Here is a 20,689-nt window from a genome sequence, read left to right as displayed (position 1 = left end):
CGCCCCCGCGGGGGGCAGCGAACGAAGTAAGCGTGGGAGTCGTTTCATGTCATGCCTTCTGTTCAGTGTGTTGCACGAGCTTCGCCGGCACGCCGCCGATCGAACCCGCGCCCATCGTGATCACCACGTCGCCGTTCTGCGCGACTTTCGCCAATGCGTCCGGCACGTCGTCGACCGTCGCGACGAACACCGGGTCGACCTTGCCCGCCGCGCGCAGCGCACGCGACAGCGCGTCGCCGCTGGCCGTCGGGATCGCCGCTTCGCCCGCCGCGTAAACTTCCGTCAGCACCAGCGCATCGACCGTCGACAGCACGTTGACGAAATCGTCGAAGCAGTCGCGCGTGCGCGTGTAGCGGTGCGGCTGGAACGCCAGCACGAGGCGGCGGCCCGGGAACGCACCGCGCGCGGCCGCGATCGTTGCGGCCATCTCGACCGGGTGATGGCCGTAGTCGTCGATCAGCGTGTACTGGCCGCCGTCCGCGCTCGGCACTTCGCCGTAACGCTGGAAGCGCCGGCCGACGCCGTTGAATTCCGCCAGCGCCAGCTGGATCGCGTCGTCCGACACGCCGAGATCGGTCGCGATCGCGATCGCCGCGAGTGCGTTCTGCACGTTGTGCAGGCCGGGCATGTTCAGCACCACCGCGAGCGGCGCGCGACCTTCGCGGATCACGTTGAAATGCATCCGGCCGTCGCGCGCGTCGATGTCCTCCGCGCGCACCTGCGCGTCCGGCGACAGGCCGTAGCGCACGACCGGCTTCGAAATGAACGGAATGATCTGCCGCACGTTCGGATCGTCGACGCACACCACCGCGCTGCCGTAGAACGGCAGGCGCTGCGTGAACTCGATGAACGCCTGCTTGAGCCGCGCGAAATCGTGGCCGTAGGTGTCCATGTGGTCGGCGTCGATGTTCGTGATGACTTCGATCACCGGATACAGATTCAGGAACGACGCGTCCGACTCGTCGGCCTCGGCGACGATGAAGTCGCCCGTGCCGAGCCGTGCATTCGCGCCGGCGCTGATCAGCCGGCCGCCGATCACGAACGTCGGGTCCAGCCCGCCCGCCGCGAGCACGCTCGCGACGAGGCTCGTCGTCGTGGTCTTGCCGTGCGTGCCGGCGATCGCGATGCCCTGCTTCAGGCGCATCAGCTCCGCCAGCATCACCGCGCGCTGCACGATCGGCACGCCCTGGTGGCGAGCGGCCAGCACTTCCGGATTGTCGGAGCGCACGGCCGTCGACACGACGACCGCGTTCGCGCCCTCGATGTTCGCCGCGTCGTGGCCGATCGCGATCCGCGCGCCCAGCGCCGCGAGGCGATCGGTCACCGCGTTGCGCGACAGGTCCGAGCCGCTGACCGCGTAGCCGAGGTTGACGAGCACTTCGGCGATGCCGCTCATGCCCGCGCCGCCGATCCCGACGAAATGAATGTGTTTGACGATGTGTTTCATTGCAGTTGTTCCAGGTTCGCGCCGGCCGCCTTCGCGCACACACGCGCGACTTCGTCGGTGGCCTCGGGCTTCGCGAGCGAGCGCGAACGTTCCGCCATCTCCGCGAGCGATGCCCGCGACTGGCCGCGCAGCCAGTCGGCGAGCAGTTCCGCCGACAGGTCGCGTTGTTGCACCAGCACGGCCGCGCCCGCATCGGCGAGAAACGCGGCGTTGGTCGTCTGGTGATCGTCGACCGCGTACGGGAACGGCACGAATAGCGCCGCCACGCCCACCGCCGCGATCTCCGACACCGTCATCGCGCCCGACCGGCAGATCACCAGATCCGCCGCCGCATATGCGGCCGCCATGTCGTCGATGAACGGCACGAGCCGCACGTCTTCGCCGGCCGCGAAACCGGCCGCTTCGTAATTCGCCTTCAATGCATCGATGTGCTTCACGCCGGCCTGGTGCACGACGCGCGGGCGCTCGCCCGGCGCCAGCAGCGCCAGCGCGCGCGGCACGACTTCGTTCAGCGCGGCCGCCCCGAGGCTGCCGCCGACGACCAGCACGTTCAGCGGGCCGCTGCGCGACGCATAGCGCGCGTGGGGCGGCTCGGTGTGCGCAAGTTCCGCGCGAATCGGGTTGCCCGTCCATTCCGCGTGCGGCAGCGCGCCGGGGAACGCGACGAGCACACGCTTCGCGAGTTTCGCGAGCACCTTGTTCGTCAGGCCCGCGATCGAATTCTGTTCATGCAGCACGAGCGGACGCCCCGACAGCGCGGTCATCACACCCGCCGGGAACGTGATGTAGCCGCCCATCCCGAGCACGACGTCCGGCCGCACGCGGCGCAGCGCGCCGAGGCTCTGCCAGCATGCGCGCAGCAGGTTGACCGGCAGCGTCAGCTTGGTCTTCAGGCCCTTGCCGCGCAGCCCGCCGAACCGCACGTACTCCATCGGAATGCCGTGTTTCGGCACGAGCGTCGCTTCCATCCCGGCCGGATTGCCGAGCCATACGACGCGCCAGCCCGCCGCTTCCATCCGGTGCGCGACCGCGAGCCCCGGGAACACGTGGCCCCCGGTGCCGCCTGCCATCACCATCAGCGTGCGTTGCGACGCGGTCATACCTTCCCTCCCCGCATCAGCAAGAATGAACGCATGTTTTGGCTACGGCCGCTTCGCTTAACTTCGCGCGCTTCGCGCACGAAGTTAGCCTTCACCGAAATCGCGTACTGACGCGGGGAGGTCATACCTTCCCTCCCCGCATCAGTACGCGATTTTCGTAATCGACCCGCAGCAGCACCGCGAGCGCGACGCAGTTCAGCAAAATGCCCGAACCGCCGTAGCTCACGAGCGGCAGCGTCAGGCCCTTGGTCGGCAGCAGCCCGAGGTTCACGCCCATGTTGATGAACGTCTGCGCGCCGAACCAGATGCCGATGCCCTTCGCCATCAGGCCCGCGAACGTGCGATCGAGCGCGAGCGCCTGGCGGCCGATCTCGAACGCGCGGCGCACGATCCAGTAGAACAGCAGAATCACGACCAGCACGCCGATGAAACCGAGCTCCTCGCCGATCACCGCGAGGATGAAGTCGGTATGCGCTTCCGGCAGGTAGTTCAGCTTCTCGACGCTACCGCCGAGACCGACGCCGAACCATTCGCCGCGGCCGAACGCGATCAGCGAGTGCGTGAGCTGGTAGGCCTTGCCCTGCGCGTAGCGTTCGTCCCACGGATCGAGATACGCGAAGATCCGCTCGCGACGCCACGGCGACAGCCACACGAGCATCGTGAACGTGCCGACCGCCGTCGCGACGAGGCCGCCGAACAGCTTGCCGTTCACGCCGCCCAGGAACAGCACGCCCATCGCGATCGCGGCGACCACCATGAACGCGCCCATGTCGGGCTCGAGCAGCAGCAGCGCGCCGACGAGACCGACCGCGAACGCCATCGGCAGGAAGCCCTTCGCGAAGCTCTGCATGTATTCCTGCTTGCGCACCGTGTAGTTCGCCGCGTAAATCGTCACCGCGAGCTTCATGATTTCCGACGGCTGCATGTTCGTGATGCCGAGCGGAATCCAGCGGCGCGCACCGTTCACGCCCTTGCCGACGTGCGGGATCAGCACGATCACGAGGCCGACGAGCGCGATCAGGAAAAGATGCGGCGCGTATTTATCCCAGGTCGACACCGGCACGCGGAACGCGATCACCGCCGCGCCGAACGCGACGCCGAGCGACACGCAGTGGCGCATCAGGAACGCGTAATCGTGATACGACGCGTATTTTGGCGAATCGGGCATCGCGATCGACGCCGAATACACCATCACGACGCCGAGCCCGAGCAGCGCGATCGCGACCCACAGCAGCGAATAGTCGAAATCGAGCATCCGGGAACGGGTCGGACGCACGCCGTTGACGACGCTGGCGAGGCCGCCCGTCGCGGCGCGCGTGGCCGATGCGACGCGGCCGCCCGCGGCGTTGCCGCCGGTGTCGCGTCGGTCGTTGAAACGGGAGACGAGGCGATCGGACCAGCTCATGGCGTCGCTCCTTTGTCGATGGCGATGGCGTCGACCGCCGCGCGGAACACTTCCGCGCGATGGGCGTAGTTCCTGAACATGTCGAGGCTCGCGCACGCGGGCGACAGCAGCACCGCATCGCCCGGCTCGGCCAGCTCGGCCGCCGCGCGCACCGCGCCTTCGAGCGTCGCGTGGTCGGCGAGCGGCACGCCCGTTTCGGCGAGCGTGTCGCGCAGCGCCGGCGCGTCGCGGCCGATCAGCATCACCGCGCGGCACCAGCGCGCGACCGGCGCGACGAGCGGCGCGAAATCCTGCCCCTTGCCGTCGCCGCCGGCGATCAGCACGGTCTTCTGCGCGAGCCCGTCGAGCGCGGCCACCGTCGCGCCGACGTTCGTCCCTTTGCTGTCGTCGACGTAGTCGACGTCGTCGATCGTCGCGATCACTTCGACGCGATGCGCTTCGCCGCGGTATTCGCGCAGCGCGTGCAGCAGCGGCGCGGCCGGCAGATCGATCGCGCGCGCGAGCGCGAACGCGGCCAGCGCGTTCGCGGCGTTGTGCAGCCCGCGGATGCGCAGCGCGTCGACCGGCATCAGGCGCTTCTGCGCGATGTCGGGCGTGTGCGCGGCGTCGCGCTTGCGCCGGCGGGTCGTCGCCTCATCCGGCGCGTCGCGATCGACGGCCTCCACCAGCCACGCGATGCCGTTGTCGCGCGACAGCCCGTAGTCGCCGTCCTGCGTCGGCTCGTTCAGGCCGAACGTGACCGTGCGCGGCGCATCGGCCGCGCCGGCTGCCGGCGCGAACTTCATCACGGCCGCGTCGTCGCGGTTCAGCACGCGCGTCGTCGTCGCGCCGAAGATCCGGCCCTTTGCCTGCGCGTACGCGTCGAAGCTGCCGTGCCAGTCGAGATGGTCCTGCGTGATGTTGAGGATCGCGGCCGCATCGGGCGCGAACGTGCGTGCGGTCTCGAGCTGGAAGCTCGACAGTTCGAGCACCCAGACGTCCGGCAACGCGGTTTCGTCGATCGCGCTCGCGAGCCGGTCGAGCATCGCCGGGCTGATGTTGCCCGCGACCGCGACCTTCTTGCCCGAGCGCTGGCACAGCAGGCCCGTGAGGCTCGTCGTCGTGGTCTTGCCGTTGGTGCCGGTAATCGCGAGCACCTTCGGCTGGTAGCCGCTCGTGCCGAGCGCGCGCAGCGCCTGCGCGAAGAATTCCAGCTCGCCCCATACCGCGATGCCGCGCTCGTTCGCGGCCGCGACCAGCGCCGCGAGCGCCGGCTCCAGCGGCGACAGCCCGGGGCTCAGCCCGACGATCTCGACGCCGCCGTCGAGCAGCGCGGGCGTGAACGCCCCGCCGACGAATTCCGCGTCGATGCCTTCGGCCTGCAGCGCGGCAAGGTTCGGCGGCGCCTCGCGGGTATCGGCAATACGCAGCCGGCACCCGTGCCTCGCGCACCATCGCGCGATCGCAAGACCCGATTCCCCGAGCCCCAGTACGAGCACCATCGGCCGTTGCCGATCTCCAAACATCTCGCCAGACATCCTTGTTACCTTTCCTTTACCGCAGCTTGAGGGTGGTCAGACCGAACAGGCACAGCATCAGCGTGATGATCCAGAAACGCACGACCACCTGCGTTTCCTTCCAGCCGGACAATTCGAAATGGTGATGCAGCGGCGCCATCTTCAGCAGGCGCCGGCCTTCGCCATAACGCTTCTTCGTGTACTTGAACCACGACACCTGCAGCATCACCGACAGCGTTTCCGCGACGAAGATGCCGCCCATGATGAACAGCACGATTTCCTGGCGCACGATCACCGCGACCGTGCCGAGCGCGCCGCCCAGCGCCAGCGCGCCGACGTCGCCCATGAACACCTGCGCGGGGTGCGTGTTGTACCAGAGGAACGCGAGCCCGGCTCCGCCCATCGCGGAACAGAAGATCAGCAGTTCGCCCGCGCCGGGGATGTGCGGAAACAGCAGGTATTTTGAATAGACCGCGCTGCCCATCACGTACGCGAACACACCCAGCGACGCGCCGACCAGCACGACCGGCATGATCACGAGGCCGTCGAGGCCGTCGGTCAGGTTCACCGCGTTGCTCGCGCCGACGATCACGAAGTAGGTCAGCACGATGAAGCCCCACACGCCGAGCGGGTAGCTGATCGACTTCAGGAACGGCAACATCAGGTCGGCGCGCGCCGGCAGCCCCATCGACAGGCCGCTCCTCACCCACGCCATGAACAGGTCGAACACGCGCACGTTGTTCGCCTCGGACACGCTGAACGCGAGATAGACGGCCGCGAACAGCCCGATCACCGACTGCCAGAAATACTTCTCGCGCGACGACATCCCGCGCGGGTCCTTGTGGACGACCTTGCGGTAATCGTCGACCCACCCGATCACGCCGAAACCGAACGTGACGAGCATCACGATCCAGATGAAACGGTTCGTCAGGTCGCCCCACAGCAGCGTCGCGACCGCGATGCCGATCAGGATCAGCACGCCGCCCATCGTCGGCGTGCCGGACTTGACGAGGTGGGTCTGCGGGCCGTCCTTGCGCACGGCCTGCCCGACCTTCATTTGCGTCAGCTTGCGGATCACCCACGGTCCGCACACGAGCCCGATCCCGAGCGCGGTGATGGTGGCCATCACCGCACGGAACGTGAGGTACGTGAACAAGCGCAAAAAGCTTGCGTCTCCTTGCAGCCATTGCGCCAGCGCCAGCAGCATGCTTCCTTCCTTCTACTCAGTGTGCGGCGGGCACCGTGCCCGCCGCGGGTTGGTTCGTCAGCGCGTCGACCACGCGCTCCATCTTCATGTACCGCGAGCCCTTCACGAGCACCGTCGCCTGCGCGCCGTAACCGGCCGCGAGCAGCGCCGACACGAGCGCGCCGACGTCGCCGAAATGGCGTGCGGTGTCGCCGTAGGCCGTGCACGCGTCGCGCGATGCGTCGCCGAGCGCGAACAGCGCGTCGATCCCGCGTTCGCGCGCGTACGCGCCAATCTCGCGGTGGAAGACCGGCCCTTCATCGCCGACCTCGCCCATGTCGCCGATCACCAGCACGCGCGGCGCCGGATGCGCGGCGAGCACGTCGATCGCGGCGCGCATCGAATCCGGGTTCGCGTTGTACGTATCGTCGACGACCGTCGCGCCGACGAGGCTGCCGACGCTCGCCTGCTTCACCTGCAGCCGGCCCTTGACCGGTTCGAACGATTCGAGCCCCTGCCGGATCGCCGACAGCGCGACGCCGGCGCCGAGCGCAGCGGCCGTCGCGGCGAGTGCGTTGCGCGCGTTGTGTTCGCCGAGCGCGCGCAGCCGCACCGTGACGGCACCCGCCGGCGTGTCGATCGCGAGTTCGCCGCCGTGCAGGCGACCGACGACCTGCGCGTCGTTCTGCCGTTCGGCGTCATGCAGCGCGAAATCGAGGATCCGGTTGCCGGTCGCCGCGACGCGCCAGATGCTTGCGTACGCGTCGTCGGCCGGGAACACCGCGACGCCGTCCGGCGGCAGCGCATGGATCACGGCTGCGTGTTCGAGCGCGACGGCTTCGACCGTCGCCATGAATTCCTGGTGCTCGCGCTGCGCGTTGTTGACGAGCGCCACCGTCGGCGCGGTAAGACGCGCGAGGACTTCGGTTTCGCCCGGGTGGTTCATGCCGATCTCGATCACCGCGAGACGATGCGCGGCCGACAGGCGCAGCAGCGTCAGCGGCAGGCCGACATCGTTGTTCAGGTTGCCGGCCGTCGCGAGCCGCGCGTCGGCGCCTACCGCCGCCGCGAAGATCGACGCGATCATTTCCTTGACGGTCGTCTTGCCGTTGCTGCCCGTCACCGCGACGAGCGGCAGCGGGAACCGCATGCGCCAGCCATGCGCGAGCGCGCCGAGCGCGGCACGCGTTTCGCCGCCTTCGATCACCGGCATCGCGATGCCCGCCGGCGCGTGCGCGACGAGCGCCGCGGCCGCTCCGCGCGCGGCGACGTCGCCGAGAAAGTCGTGCGCGTCGAAGCGCTCGCCCTTCAGCGCGACGAACAGGTCGCCCGGGCCGACCGTGCGGCTGTCGGTCGACACGCGATCGAACGTGACGCCCGCGTCGCCGTGGACGGTGGCGCCGGGAATCAGGCGGGCGGCTTCGCCGAGACTGAGCATCGTCATTCAGCGCCTCCCTTGCCGTGCGTCGCGCGTGCCGCGAGCGCGAGCCGCGCGTGATCCTGGTCGGAGAATGCGCGTTTCTTGCCCATGATTTCCTGCGTGGCCTCGTGGCCCTTGCCGGCCAGCACGACGACGTCCTCGCGTGCGGCGCCGCGCACGGCCTGCAGGATCGCGCTCGCGCGATCCTCGATACGGCGTGCGCGATCGGGTGCGGTCATGCCCGCGACGACCTGATCGATGATGCGCTGCGGATCTTCGCTGCGCGGGTTGTCGCTCGTGACGACTGCTTCGTCGGCGAGCCGCTCCACGATCGCGCCCATCAGCGGGCGCTTCGTCGCATCGCGATCGCCGCCGCAGCCGAACATGCAGATCAGCCGGCCACCGCGCGCCGCGGCGATCGGGCGCAGCGCATCGAGCGTCTTTTCGAGCGCATCGGGCGTGTGTGCGTAGTCGATCACGACGAGCGGTTCGTCGTTCTGCAGCCGGCCGCCGAGCCGCTGCATCCGGCCGTTGACCGACTCGAGCCGCTCGATCTCGGCGAGTGCCGCGTCGAACGGCACGTCGGCCGCGAGCAGCGAACCCAGCACGGCAAGCAGGTTGCTGACGTTGAACGTGCCGAGCGTACCGACCTCGACGTCCGCGTCGCCCCACGACGAACGCAGGCGGAATGCGGTACCCGTCGCGGTGGCGCGCACGTCGAGCGCGACCAGCGCGCGATCGGCGTCGGGCGCCGGTGCGTCGCCGATTCCGTACGCGATCGTGCGCACGCGGCCGGCCAGTTTCTCGAGCAGGCGGCGGCCTGCCGCGTCGTCGCGGTTGATCACCGCCGCGCGCAGGCCGCGCCATGCGAACAGCTTCGCCTTCGCGGCCTCGTACGCGTCGAACGTGCCGTGATAGTCGAGGTGATCCTGCGTGAGGTTCGTAAACACCGCGATGTCGAACGCCGTTCCGTTCACGCGCCCCTGGTGCAGCGCGTGCGACGATACTTCCATCGCCACGGCCTGCGCGCCCGCGTCGCGCAATTGCGCGAGGCTGCGCTGCAGCTGCGGCGCGTCGGGCGTCGTGAAGCCCGTCGGCACGAGCTGGCCGGGCATCCCGGTGCCGAGCGTGCCGATCACCGCGCACGGCTCGCGCAGCGCCGTCAGTGCGGTGGCGATCCATTGCGTGCACGACGTCTTGCCGTTCGTGCCCGTGACACCGATCGCGAGCAGGCTGTCGCTCGGATCGCCGTACCAGCCGCTGGCGATCTCGCCGGCGAGTTGATCGAGCGCCGGCACCGCGAGCGCGACGGGTACGGCCGGCGCGTCGACCAGCCCTTCCGGCTGATACAACACGGCGGCCGCGCCGCGTGCGACGGCGTCGGCCATGAACGCGCGATTGTCTGCCCCGTCGACCGCATACGCGACGAACACGTCGCCAGCCTTGAGGCTGCGCGTGTCGGCATGCAGTTGCGCCGCGGGGGCCACATGCTGACGCAGCCACGCGAGCGCGGCTGCGATCTGCTGATGCGCCGGATGGGAACTGCGGGCGGCGCTCATCGAACAACTCCTGGTGAATTACGGGTCGTGCTGGATACGATCATATGCTTCGCGCCGCCCCCCGTAGCCAGCTTTTGCGGGCCTTTTGCGGCGGGGGAATCCGGCGAATCGTCGGACACGACGAGCTGCTTGATCGGCATGTTCGGCGGGACGTTCAACGCGCGCATCGTGTCGCCGGCGATCGCCGAGAATACGGGGCCGGACACCTGGCCGCCGAAGTGGCTGCCGGCCGTCGGCTCGTCGACCGACACCGCGATCACGACGCGCGGGTTCGGCATCGGCGCCATCCCGACGAACGACGCGCGGTACTTGCGCGTGTAGCCGTGGCCTTCGTGCTTGTACGCGGTGCCGCTCTTGCCGCCGACGCGATAGCCCGGCACGGCCGCATCCGGCGACGTGCCGCCCGGCGCGACGACCGTCTCGAGCATCGCGCGTACTTCGCGCGCGGTGGTCGGGTTGAACACCTGCGTGCCCGCGATCGGCTGATTGGGGTCGGTCTTGAAAATGGTCACGGGCATCAGCTCACCGTCGTGCGCGATCGCCGTATACGCCCGCGCGAGCTGGAACAGCGACACCGACAGGCCGTAGCCGTACGACATCGTCGCCTGCTCGATGCGGCGCCAGCTCTTCCACGGCCGCAGGCGGCCGGCCACCGCGCCCGGGAAGCCGACCTTCGGCGCCTGGCCGAGGCCGATGCTCGTATACATGTTCCACATTTCCTCGGGCCGCATCGTCATCGCGATCTTCGTCGCGCCGATATTGCTCGACTTCTGGATCACGCCGCCGACCGTCAGCGTGCCGAAGCCGGCGTCATCGGTGATCGGCGCGCCGTCGAGCACGAAATGCCCGTTGCCCGTCTCGACGAGCGTGTTCGGCGTCACGCGGTGCAGGTCAAGCGCGAGCGATACCGTAAACGGCTTCATGATCGAGCCCGGCTCGAACACGTCGGTCATGATCCGGTTGCGCAACTGCTCGCCGGTCATGCGCGAGCGGTCGTTCGGGTTGTACGTCGGGTAGTTGACGAGCGCGAGCACTTCGCCGGTACGCACGTCGACGACCATCGCCGCGCCGGCCTTCGCCTTGAACTTCTCGACGGCGGCCTTCAGGTTCGCGTACGCGATGTACTGGATCTTGCTGTCGATCGACAGGTCGACGTCGGTGCCGTTGTGCGGCGGGATCTGCTCGGCGACATCCTCGACGATGTGCCCCATCCGGTCCTTGATCACGCGACGCATGCCCGACGTGCCGGACAGCATCTTCTGGTCGCCCAGCTCGACGCCTTCCTGCCCTTCGTCCTCGACGTTCGTGAAGCCGATCAGGTGCGCGGTGATCTCGCCTTCCGGGTAGAAGCGCTTGTATTCGTTGCGCTGATAGATGCCGGGAATGTCGAGCGCGGCGACCTTGTCCGCGACGTCGATCGGCACCTGGCGCTTCACGTAGACGAAGCCCTTGTCTTCCGACAGCTTCACGCGCAGTTCCTTCGGCGTCATGCCGAGGAGCTTGCCGAGCTGGTTGATCTTGTCGGCGTCGAGATCGTCCGGCACCGCGTCGGGAATCGCCCAGATCGCGCGCACGGGCAGGCTCGTCGCGAGCACGAGCCCGTTGCGGTCGAGGATCTTGCCGCGCGTCGCGGGCAGTTCGATCGTGCGCTGGTAGCGGCTTTCGCCCTGCTTCTGATAGAACGCGTTGCCGGGCCCCTGGATCCAGAACGCCCGCGCGGCCAGCGCGACGAACGCCATGAACAGCAGGAACACGACGAGCTTCGAGCGCCACATCGGCAGATGCACGCCCAGCACCGGGCTCGACGAGAACTTCACGTTCTGGCGCTTCGGGGACGGCTTCATCGCGCGCCTCCCTTGCCCTTGCCGGCCGTGTCGGCCGACGCCGGGATCGGCGCGTCGATCGCCTTCGCGGCGCCCGGCGGCAGCGTCAGGTATTGCGTGCGGCCCGTCGAGATCGCCTGCATCTTCAGCGAATCGTTCGCGAGCTGCTCGATGCGCGACGTCTTCGACAGCGCGCTCTGCTGATATTGAAGCTGCGCGTAGTCCTGCTGGAGCTGACGCTCCTGCGACTGCGCGCGCTGCAGCTGGATGAAGATCTGGCGTTGCTGGTTCGTCGAGTTGACGACCGACAGCGCGCAACCCATCACGATGATCAGCAGGAAGATATTGAGGCGGCTCATGGTGTGACGCGCTCCGCGATGCGCATCACGGCCGAGCGGGCGCGCGGATTCGCGGCGACTTCCGCGTCGCTCGGAAACTGGCGGCTGATGATCTTGAGCGGCGGGCTCGGGAGATCGACGGCACGGATCGGCAGGCGACGATCGACCGCAGGCGCACTCGCGTGCGCCTGCATGAATCGCTTGACGATCCGGTCCTCGAGTGAATGAAAGCTGATGACCACCAGCCGCCCCCCTTGCTCCAGCAACGACAGTGCCGCGTCTAGTACGACTTGCAGGTCCGCAAGCTCTTGATTGACGTGAATCCGTATAGCCTGAAAGGTGCGGGTTGCCGGATCCTTGCCCTTCTCACGGGTTTTGACGACGTGACCCACGATTTGGGCAAGCTCGCCCGTGGTGTCGAGAGGCCCAAGACGGTCGGACTCTGCCCGGCGAGCAACAAGCGCCTTTGCAATCTGAAAAGCAAACCGTTCTTCCCCATAATCCCGTATCACCTCCGTCAATTCCTGCACCGAAGCCCGCGCGAGCCATTCGGCCGCCGACTCGCCACGCGTCGGATCCATTCGCATGTCCAGCGGACCATCGGCGCGGAAACTGAAGCCGCGCGCCGGATCGTCCACCTGCGGCGAGGACACGCCCAGGTCCAGCAACACCCCCGACACCTTCTCGACGCCGCGCGCCGCAAGCGCGTCGCGCATCGATGCAAAGCTGTCATGCACGATCGAGAAGCGCGCATCCTCGATGCCCTGCGCCGTCTCGATCGCCCTCGGATCCTTGTCGAACGCGATCAGCCGCCCGGCCGCCGCCAGCCGCGCGAGCACCGCGCGGCTGTGACCGCCGCGCCCGAACGTGCCGTCGACATACACGCCGTCCGGCCGCGTCACGAGCGACTCGACCGCCTCATCCAACAGCACCGTCCGATGCCGCAATTCATTTCCCATCGCGGGCGTCTCCGTCACCGCAATCAGAACGTGAAATTCTTCAGCGCGTCGGGCATGCCCTGCGCCATCGCTGCCTGCTCCTTCGCGTTGTAGGTCTGCGAATCCCACAGCTCGAAGTGACTACCCATTCCCAACAACATGACTTCCTTTTCCAGTCCGGCTGCCATGCGCAGCTCGGGCGATACGAGAATCCGGCCCGCGCTGTCGAGATCGACATCCATCGCATTGCCGAGAAAAATTCGCCGCCACCAGTGCGCGTCCATCGGCAGCGCGGCGATCTTGGCGCGGAACACTTCCCATTCGGGGCGCGGAAACAGCAACAGGCAGCCGTCCGGGTGCTTGGTCACAGTCACCCGTCCTTCTGCCTGTCCTTGCAGCGCTTCGCGATAGCGAGCCGGCACCGACATCCGCCCTTTCGCATCGAGCGTCAGCGCCGACGCCCCTTGGAACACTTTCCGCTCTCCCGTTCAGGGCACCGAAGCACCCGCTCAATGCTGAGAATTTAGCCGGAACAGCCTGCTAAATCACACAAAAATACACTTTCTCACACTGTCTCCCACTTTAGTGGAAGGGTGTGGCACGGTCAAGGGAGCGGCCCGCTTTTTTGACGAATTTTGTTAGTTAGAACAAGGACTTACGCGCACAAGCTCATGCGACCCCTCATACCAAAAACCGTTATAAATGAATGAGCTAGTGCAACTTGTGAAGGTGATACGTGAGAAAGACGGGCCAGACGGGCGTGCGGACGGGGCTTTCGGGGGCGGGAAAACGAGGAGTAGGCGGGCGATACCGGAGGCGGCGAACCGGGGCGACGTCCCACGCCGCCCCGGCGCAAATCTCAGAGATAGTACGCGGTGCTCGTCATGACTTTCGACGCGGCACGCATCAGCATCCGCGCGGGCAGCGGCAGCTCGATCCCGCCGGCGTCGGTCGCGGCCTTCCCGTGCTTCACTTCGTCGATCCGCATCTGGTCGACGATGGCGCGCGACGCGGCGTCGGTGGCCGGCAACTCCGACATGTGACCTTCGAGATGGCTCTCGACCTGCCGCTCCGTCTCGGCCATGAAGCCGAGGCTGACCTTGTCGCCGAGGGTGCCGGCCGCCACGCCGATCGCGAGCGCGCCGGCATACCACAGCGGGTTCAGCAGGCTCGGCCGCGAGTCGAGTTCCTTCAGCCGGTGCGCGGTCCACGCGAGGTGATCCTCCTCCTCGCGCGCGGCCTCCTCGAACATCGCCTTCGCCGACGCCGTGCGCGCGGTGAGCTTCTGCGCCTGGTAGAGCGCCTGCGCGCAGACCTCGCCGACGTGGTTCACACGCATCAGTCCGGCCGCGTGCGTGCGCTCGGCGAGCGTCAGTTCGACGTCCGGCGCATCGGCCGGCACGGGCACCGGCCGGCTCATCCGGCTAATGCCGGTCAGCGATCGCAGGCCACGATCGAATTCGCTGATCAGTTCATCCAACACCATCCTGTTCTCCTGGCTGCAGGTGCCGCTGCGCGCGGCAAAGGCACGAGTCCGCTGCGTAACCGACTTGATTATTCAGCGGAAATTGCGGTTAACCCGTGATTTTAACCATTGTTGCATAAAGGAAACATGGCGACCTTGAGCAGCAGCATTTCGCTTTGTGGCAAAAATCGGCTTTGCTACATTACGTCCGACTTCTTGCGAAGTTGATGGGGCTCGTCGACAGAACATAACTATCCGCCCCGTCAAAAAAATTCAGTGATTCTTGGAGATCCGCTAATGAAAAAGTCGCTTCTCGCGCTCGTCGCGCTGGGCGCGTTCGCTGGCGCTGCCCATGCGCAAAGCAGCGTGACGCTTTACGGCATCATCGATGAAGGCTTCCTCTTCAACAACAACGCAGGCGGCAAGCACCTGTACGGCCTCGCCAGCGGCGTGATGCAAGGCAGCCGCTTCGGCCTGCGCGGCACCGAAGACCTCGGTGGCGGCCTGAAGGCGATCTTCACCCTCGAAAACGGTTTCGACGTGAACAGCGGCAGGCTCGGTCAAGGCGGCCTGATGTTCGGTCGTCAGGCTTACGTCGGCCTGTCGAGCCCGTACGGTACGGTCACGCTGGGTCGTCAGTACGACTCCGTCGTCGACTTCGTCGGCCCGCTCGAGGCAGGCGACCAGTGGGGCGGCTACATCGCCGCTCACCCGGGCGACCTCGACAACTTCAACAACGCGTATCGCGTGAACAACGCGGTCAAGTTCACGAGCGCGAACTACGGCGGCCTCACGTTCGGCGGCCTGTACAGCTTCGGCGGTCAGGCGGGCCAGTTCTCGAAGAACCAGGTCTGGTCGCTCGGCGCCGGCTACACCAACGGCCCGTTGGTGTTGGGCGTCGGTTACTTGAACGCACGTACGCCGAACCAGTTCGGCGGCATGTTCAACAACGGCTCGACGTCTTCGTCGGTCTCGTCGCCGATCTACGGCGCGTACGCGAACAACGCGAACACGTACCAGGTCATCGGCGCGGGCGGTGCCTACACGTTCGGCGCGGCGACGATCGGTGCGACGTACTCGAACACGAAGTTCAAGGGCTTCTCGGCAGGCCCGTTCGTGAACCAGACCGCGACGTTCAACAACGGCGAAATCAACTTCAAGTACCAGTTGACCCCGGCGTTGATCCTCGGCGCGGCGTACGACTACACGCAAGGCAGCAAGATCGACGGCAACTCGGCGGCCAAGTACCACCAGGGCTCGCTGGGCGTCGACTACTTCCTGTCGAAGCGCACCGACATCTACGCGATCGGCGTGTACCAGCACGCATCGGGCAACGTGCTCGATTCGAACGGCAACGTCCTGAAGGCAACGGCAGCGATCAACGGCCTGGCCGGGTCGAGCACGAGCAATCAGGTCGCGGCACGCGTCGGTATCCGTCACAAGTTCTAATCAGCTTGTCTGACAAGCCGCGGCATATTGAAGGCGCCTTCGGGCGCCTTTTTCTTTTCCGGGGCGGCGGTGGTGGGTCGAGCGGGTCGACGGTAGACGCACGTCGCGGCGCGCCGCCCCTCCCGCGACCGTCAGGCCGAAACGCGAGGCTTGCCGCGGCCTCCCGCACGTAACACGCGCTTCCGTCATCCAGCCCGCCCCACAGACAAAAAACCCGGCAAGTGCCGGGCTTTCTCGTTCGATCGCATCGTTGCGCGCATTACGCGCGTCCATCGCGCAGTTCACGCCGCAGGATCTTGCCGACGTTCGTCTTCGGCAGCTCCGTGCGGAACTCGACCAGCTTCGGCCGCTTGTACCCGGTGAGCCGCTCCTTGCAATAGGCGAGGATGTCCTTGTCGGTCAGCGCCGGATCCTTTTTCACGACGAACAGCTTCACGGCTTCGCCGGAATGCTCGTCCGGCACGCCGACCGCCGCCACCTCGAATACGCCCGGATGCGACGCCACCACGTCCTCGACTTCATTCGGATACACGTTGAAGCCGGATACGAGAATCATGTCCTTCTTGCGATCGACGATCTTCACGTAGCCGCGCGCATCCATCACGCCGACATCGCCCGTCTTGAAGAAGCCGTCAGCGAACATGACCTTCGCGGTCTCGTCGGGCCGGTTCCAGTAGCCGGCCATCACCTGCGGCCCGCGGATGCAGATCTCGCCGGGTTCGCCGAGCGGGACGTCGTTGCCGGCATCGTCGCGGATCGCGACTTCGGTCGACGGCAGCGGCAGACCAATCGTGCCGCTGTATTCGGTCGCCGTCACGGGGTTGCAGGTGGCCACCGGCGACGTTTCGGACAACCCGTATCCCTCGATGATCGCGGTGCCGGTCTTTTCGTACCAGCGCTTCGCCACGCCTTCCTGGATCGCCATGCCGCCACCGTTGGCGATCACGAGCTTCGACAGGTCGAGCTGACCGAATTCGGGATGGTTCAGCAGCGCGTTGTACAGCGTGTTGACGGCCGGAATCGTCGAGATCTGGTAGCCCTTCAGCTCCTTGATCATGCCGGCGATGTCGCGCGGGTTCGGAATCAGGATGCCCATGCCGCCCGTGCGCATCGTCAGGAAACCGCAGACGGTCAGCGCGAACACGTGATACAACGGCAGTGCGACGACCGTCACGAACTGTTTCACGTCCGGGAATTTCTCATGAGCCGGATGGTGCCAGGCGCCCGCCTGCAGCACGTTCGACACGATGTTCCGGTGCAGCAGCGTCGCCCCCTTCGCGACGCCGGTCGTACCACCCGTGTACTGCAGGAACGCGACGTCGTCGGGGCCGATTTTCTGCGGCTTGAACGCCTGCCGCGCGCCTTCCGACAGCGCGGCCTTGAAGCGCGTGAACGACGGCAGTTGCCACGCCGGCACCATCTTCTTCACGTTGCGCACGACGTAATTGACGAGCCATCCCTTGATGCCCAGCAGGTCGCCCATCGATGCGACGACCACGTGCTTGACGGCCGTATTGGCGATGACGGCCTGCAGCGTCGACGCGAAATTCTCCAGGATGACGATCGCCTCGGCACCACTGTCCTTCAGTTGATGCTCGAGCTCGCGCGGCGTATAGAGCGGATTGACGTTGACCACGGTATAGCCGGCGCGCAATACCGCGGCGATCGTCACCGGGTATTGCAGCACGTTCGGCATCATGATCGCGACGCGCGCCCCGCGTGCCAGACCGCGGGATTGCAGCCACGCACCGAACTCGCGCGACAGCGTGTCGAGTTCGCCGTACGTGATGCCCTTGCCCATGCAGACGAACGCGGTACGGTCCCGATACTGACGGAAGCTCTCGTCGAGCAGGTCAGGGACAGACGGATAAGGCGAGGAGTCAATTTCGGCTGGAACGCCGGGTGGGTACGATTTCAGCCAAATTTTGTCCATACCGCGCGTCTCCTCACAGATTTTCGAATGGTCGTGCTAAAACGCATCCTAACGGCTCCCCCGCCCCGAGACAACAGGGTTAGATGTCCACTTCGAACTTCCCTATCGATATCGTCTGATCATACGGCAATATTCGATCAAATCCGCTCAACTTCCACAAGACAATCGTAAAACGTCGCCGAATTGCCCAGATCGGTCAGCGCCTGGCTCGTCACTTCGTTCGCGTTCCTGCCGTCCGGCGACAGCTTCTTCCACCATATCGATAACCCGACGACCAGCCCGGCACGCGCACGATCGGTAATTCGCGCGAGCGCCTGCATCGAGCCGCGGTCATTGAAGATCCGGACGACGTCGCCCTCCGCGATGCCGCGCGCGCGGGCGTCGGACGGGTGCATGTCGAGATGCGGCTCGCCTTCCGTCGAACGCAGGCTGTCGACGTTCACGAACGTGCTGTTCAGGAAGTGGCGGGCCGGCGGCGAAATCATCGCCAGCGGATAGCGTGCGGCGAGCTCGGGCGCGGCCTCGGCCGACTCGAACGGCGGCTGGTAGTCGGGGACGGGGTCCTTGCCCATCTGCTCGAGCCGCGGGCTGTAGAACTCGCACTTTCCCGAAGGCGTGCGGAAGCCGCCGTTCGCGAACGGCGCGTCCAGCAGCTTGAGCTTCAGCCAGCCGGCCTGCTTCAGCGTGTCCCAGTCGCTGTCGAGCGCCGGATCGTCCCAGCGAAGCGCCGCGCGCGCGACCTCTTCGTCGCTGTGATAGAGCGCGGGCTCGTCGAGCCCCATGCTGCGTGCGATCCCGCGAAAGATCTCCGTGTTCGGCCGCGCGTCGCCCACCGGCGGAATCGCCGGCAGGTTTGCCATCACGTAGGTATGGCCGTACGACTTATGGACATCCAGATGCTCGAGTTGCGTGGTCGCCGGCAAGACAATGTCAGCGAAATCGGCTGTATCTGTCTTGAAGTGCTCTAGAACGACCGTGAACAGATCGTCGCGTGCGAAGCCTGCGGCGACCTTCGACGAATCGGGCGCGACCGCGACCGGATTCGAGTTGTACACGATCACCGCTTCGACTTTCGGCCCGAATGTCGCGTCGCCCGGGTGCAGCAACGCGTCGCCGATCGCATTCATGTTGATGATGCGCGGCAGCTTGTGCGGCCAACCCGGCATCAGATCCGGACGCAGCAGCGCCGCTTGGTTGACCGGTGCGGATTCCGACGACGAGAGCAGCAGCCCACCGGCCCGATCGCGCCATGCCCCGGTCAACGCCGGCAGGCTGGCGATCGCGCGCACGGCATTGCCGCCGCCGCGAACGCGCTGCATGCCGTAGTTGAGGCGGATCGAAGCCTTGCGGGTGGCGCCGTAGCGACGCGCAAGATCGATCAGTTCCGATGGGTCGATGCCGCAGATCTGCGCAACGCGTTCCGGCGGATAGGACATGGCGCGCGCCTTGAGCGCGTCGAAGCCGAGCGTATGGTCGGCGATGTAACGGTGATCGAGCAGGTTTTCGGTAATCAGCACATGCATCATGCCGAGCGCAAACGCGCCGTCGGTACCGGGCTTCAATGCGATGTGCTGGTGGCATTTCTCCGCGGTCAGCGAACGATACGGATCGATCGCGACAAGACGCGCGCCCCGGCGCTTCGCTTCCTGCGCGCGGGTCCAGAAGTGCAGGCTCGATGCAATCGGATTCGCGCCCCATATCAGAATCAGCTCGCTTTCCTCGAAGTACTCGAGATGCATGCCGACGTTGCCGCCGTACGTATATCGCAACCCCGCTGCGCCGGCTGCCGAGCAGATCGTGCGCTCGAGCCGCGAGGCGCCGAGCTTGTGAAAGAAGCGCTGGGCGATGCCCTCGCCTTGCACGAGCCCCATCGTTCCCGCATAGCTGTATGGCACGATCGCCTCCGGCGCGCGCGCGGCGATTTCACCGAGTCGACGCCCAATCTCGTCGAACGCCTCGCTCCAGCTGATTGGCATGAAACGCCCTTCCCCCTTGGCACCGACACGCTTGAGCGGGACAGTGAGGCGGTCGGGATGATGAACGCGATCCGCGTATCGGCTGACTTTCGTACACAACACGCCCTGCGTCGGCGGATGGTCGGGATCGCCCGTGACCTTGATCGCCTTGCCATTTTCGACGGTCACACGCATTGCGCATGTGTCCGGACAATCATGCGGGCAAACGGCCCGGGCTACTTGGGTGGCGGCGTTCATGGTCTTGAATGCAGAGATGGGGATTTGCAAATTTTACGTGGACACGCTGAATAACGCGTTCATTTCGCACCGATTGGGGATTATCTGACCGAAGACCAAGTGGAGGTGCCGGGTGCGGTGGAGGGAAAGCAACCGCACTGGACTGCTTGCCGGTGAGGCGCTTCAAGGCAAATGCGACCTTGATCGGAGATACGGCCAGTATGCGGCTGAATCACTAGAGATGGCAGCCATTGGGAGAATCGACGCCGCGATCGATGTGTCGGACGGGAAGTTCACTCAGGTAGGTCACCTTGGCAACGCTTTGCCCGTCCGCGTGCATTTCCATCGCTGAAATGCAAAAACCCCCGCCTTGTCGGGCGGGGGTTTCTGGCTTAGGGAGCCTGACGATTACCTACTTTCACACGGGAATCCGCACTATCATCGGCGTAGAGTCGTTTCACGGTCCTGTTCGGGATGGGAAGGGGTGGGACCGACTCGCTATGGTCATCAGGCAAAGGGGGTTGTTGCGTTGCTTCGCAGCGCAACCAATCCTGGAAGAAGCAGTAATCTTGATTTGGGTTGTGAGCTGTATCTCACACGTACGCGGTACTTCAACCGTCGTACGTCGAGTGCCTTGCACTCGACGCTCGATGTCCGTAAGCGCTAAAGCGCTAACGGGCATCGAGACAGACTTGTTATAGGATCAAGCCTTACGGGCAATTAGTATCGGTTAGCTGAACGCATTACTGCGCTTACACACCCGACCTATCAACGTCCTGGTCTCGAACGACCCTTCAAGGAGGTCAAGCCTCCAGGGATATCTCATCTTAAGGCGAGTTTCCCGCTTAGATGCTTTCAGCGGTTATCTCTTCCGAACATAGCTACCCGGCGATGCCACTGGCGTGACAACCGGTACACCAGAGGTTCGTCCACTCCGG

Annotated in this window: 15 protein-coding genes and 2 rRNA genes; 1 reads left to right on the top strand and 16 read right to left on the bottom strand. The window is 66.0% G+C overall.

Features of this window, described 5'->3' with window-relative positions:
* Positions 1-49: 49 nt before the first annotated feature.
* The 12 genes from murC to coq7 form a co-directional block, all read right to left on the bottom strand.
* Positions 50-1,447, bottom strand: a complete 1,398-nt coding sequence (gene murC / locus CFB35_RS02395) for a UDP-N-acetylmuramate--L-alanine ligase (protein ID WP_059580845.1) — start codon at positions 1,445-1,447, stop codon at positions 50-52.
* Complete coding sequence (gene murG / locus CFB35_RS02390) at positions 1,444-2,547, bottom strand: undecaprenyldiphospho-muramoylpentapeptide beta-N-acetylglucosaminyltransferase (RefSeq protein WP_060312589.1); 1,104 nt, start codon at positions 2,545-2,547, stop codon at positions 1,444-1,446. Before murG ends, murC begins: the two co-directional genes overlap by 4 nt.
* Positions 2,548-2,668: 121 nt before the next feature.
* Positions 2,669-3,952, bottom strand: a complete 1,284-nt coding sequence (gene ftsW / locus CFB35_RS02385; RefSeq protein WP_059580840.1) for a putative lipid II flippase FtsW — start codon at positions 3,950-3,952, stop codon at positions 2,669-2,671.
* Positions 3,949-5,457, bottom strand: coding sequence for a UDP-N-acetylmuramoyl-L-alanine--D-glutamate ligase (gene murD / locus CFB35_RS02380; protein ID WP_089464521.1), 1,509 nt, complete (start codon positions 5,455-5,457; stop codon positions 3,949-3,951). The genes ftsW and murD overlap by 4 nt, the downstream gene beginning before the upstream one ends.
* A gap of 28 nt (positions 5,458-5,485) precedes the next feature.
* Positions 5,486-6,655, bottom strand: coding sequence for a phospho-N-acetylmuramoyl-pentapeptide-transferase (gene mraY / locus CFB35_RS02375; protein ID WP_006477019.1), 1,170 nt, complete (start codon positions 6,653-6,655; stop codon positions 5,486-5,488).
* Positions 6,656-6,671: 16 nt separating this feature from the next.
* Positions 6,672-8,078: a UDP-N-acetylmuramoyl-tripeptide--D-alanyl-D-alanine ligase gene (murF, locus tag CFB35_RS02370; protein ID WP_089464520.1), complete on the bottom strand. Its 1,407-nt coding sequence runs from the start codon at positions 8,076-8,078 to the stop codon at positions 6,672-6,674.
* Entirely contained in the window at positions 8,075-9,613 is a 1,539-nt protein-coding gene (locus CFB35_RS02365; protein ID WP_089464519.1) for a UDP-N-acetylmuramoyl-L-alanyl-D-glutamate--2,6-diaminopimelate ligase, read from the bottom strand. Before CFB35_RS02365 ends, murF begins: the two co-directional genes overlap by 4 nt.
* On the bottom strand, positions 9,610-11,457 hold the full coding sequence (locus CFB35_RS02360; RefSeq protein WP_089464518.1) for a penicillin-binding protein 2: 1,848 nt from the start codon (positions 11,455-11,457) through the stop codon (positions 9,610-9,612). Before CFB35_RS02360 ends, CFB35_RS02365 begins: the two co-directional genes overlap by 4 nt.
* The gene (gene ftsL, locus CFB35_RS02355; protein ID WP_059580826.1) at positions 11,454-11,795 is read right to left on the bottom strand and encodes a cell division protein FtsL; all 342 of its coding nucleotides are present in this window, start codon (positions 11,793-11,795) and stop codon (positions 11,454-11,456) included. Before ftsL ends, CFB35_RS02360 begins: the two co-directional genes overlap by 4 nt.
* Positions 11,792-12,733, bottom strand: a complete 942-nt coding sequence (gene rsmH, locus CFB35_RS02350) for a 16S rRNA (cytosine(1402)-N(4))-methyltransferase RsmH (protein WP_059581194.1) — start codon at positions 12,731-12,733, stop codon at positions 11,792-11,794. The genes ftsL and rsmH overlap by 4 nt, the downstream gene beginning before the upstream one ends.
* A gap of 23 nt (positions 12,734-12,756) precedes the next feature.
* Positions 12,757-13,185, bottom strand: a complete 429-nt coding sequence (gene mraZ, locus CFB35_RS02345; RefSeq protein WP_006487094.1) for a division/cell wall cluster transcriptional repressor MraZ — start codon at positions 13,183-13,185, stop codon at positions 12,757-12,759.
* A 386-nt stretch (positions 13,186-13,571) separates the two neighbouring features.
* Positions 13,572-14,198, bottom strand: coding sequence for a 2-polyprenyl-3-methyl-6-methoxy-1,4-benzoquinone monooxygenase (coq7, locus tag CFB35_RS02340; protein ID WP_059580823.1), 627 nt, complete (start codon positions 14,196-14,198; stop codon positions 13,572-13,574).
* A gap of 276 nt (positions 14,199-14,474) precedes the next feature.
* Between coq7 and CFB35_RS02335 the strand changes: the two genes are divergently transcribed.
* Positions 14,475-15,626 carry a porin gene (locus CFB35_RS02335; RefSeq protein WP_059637989.1) on the top strand — a complete coding sequence of 384 codons (1,152 nt, stop codon included), beginning with the start codon at positions 14,475-14,477 and terminating at the stop codon, positions 15,624-15,626.
* A gap of 259 nt (positions 15,627-15,885) precedes the next feature.
* On the opposite strand, the gene CFB35_RS02330 is transcribed toward CFB35_RS02335, so the two are convergent.
* From CFB35_RS02330 to CFB35_RS02315, 4 genes are all read right to left on the bottom strand, one after another.
* Positions 15,886-17,559, bottom strand: coding sequence for a long-chain fatty acid--CoA ligase (locus CFB35_RS02330; RefSeq protein ID WP_089464517.1), 1,674 nt, complete (start codon positions 17,557-17,559; stop codon positions 15,886-15,888).
* 137 nt (positions 17,560-17,696) lie between these two features.
* On the bottom strand, positions 17,697-19,772 hold the full coding sequence (locus CFB35_RS02325; RefSeq protein ID WP_059580816.1) for a molybdopterin-dependent oxidoreductase: 2,076 nt from the start codon (positions 19,770-19,772) through the stop codon (positions 17,697-17,699).
* Positions 19,773-20,150: 378 nt separating this feature from the next.
* Positions 20,151-20,263: ribosomal RNA gene (gene rrf / locus CFB35_RS02320) — 5S ribosomal RNA — on the bottom strand.
* A 187-nt stretch (positions 20,264-20,450) separates the two neighbouring features.
* A 23S ribosomal RNA gene (locus tag CFB35_RS02315) occupies positions 20,451-20,689 on the bottom strand; the annotation flags it as partial.

The sequence above is a fragment of the Burkholderia sp. AU16482 genome, from assembly GCF_002223285.1.
Classification (GTDB): Bacteria; Pseudomonadota; Gammaproteobacteria; order Burkholderiales; family Burkholderiaceae; genus Burkholderia; species Burkholderia semiarida.
This window is presented reverse-complemented; position numbering and strand designations above follow the sequence as displayed.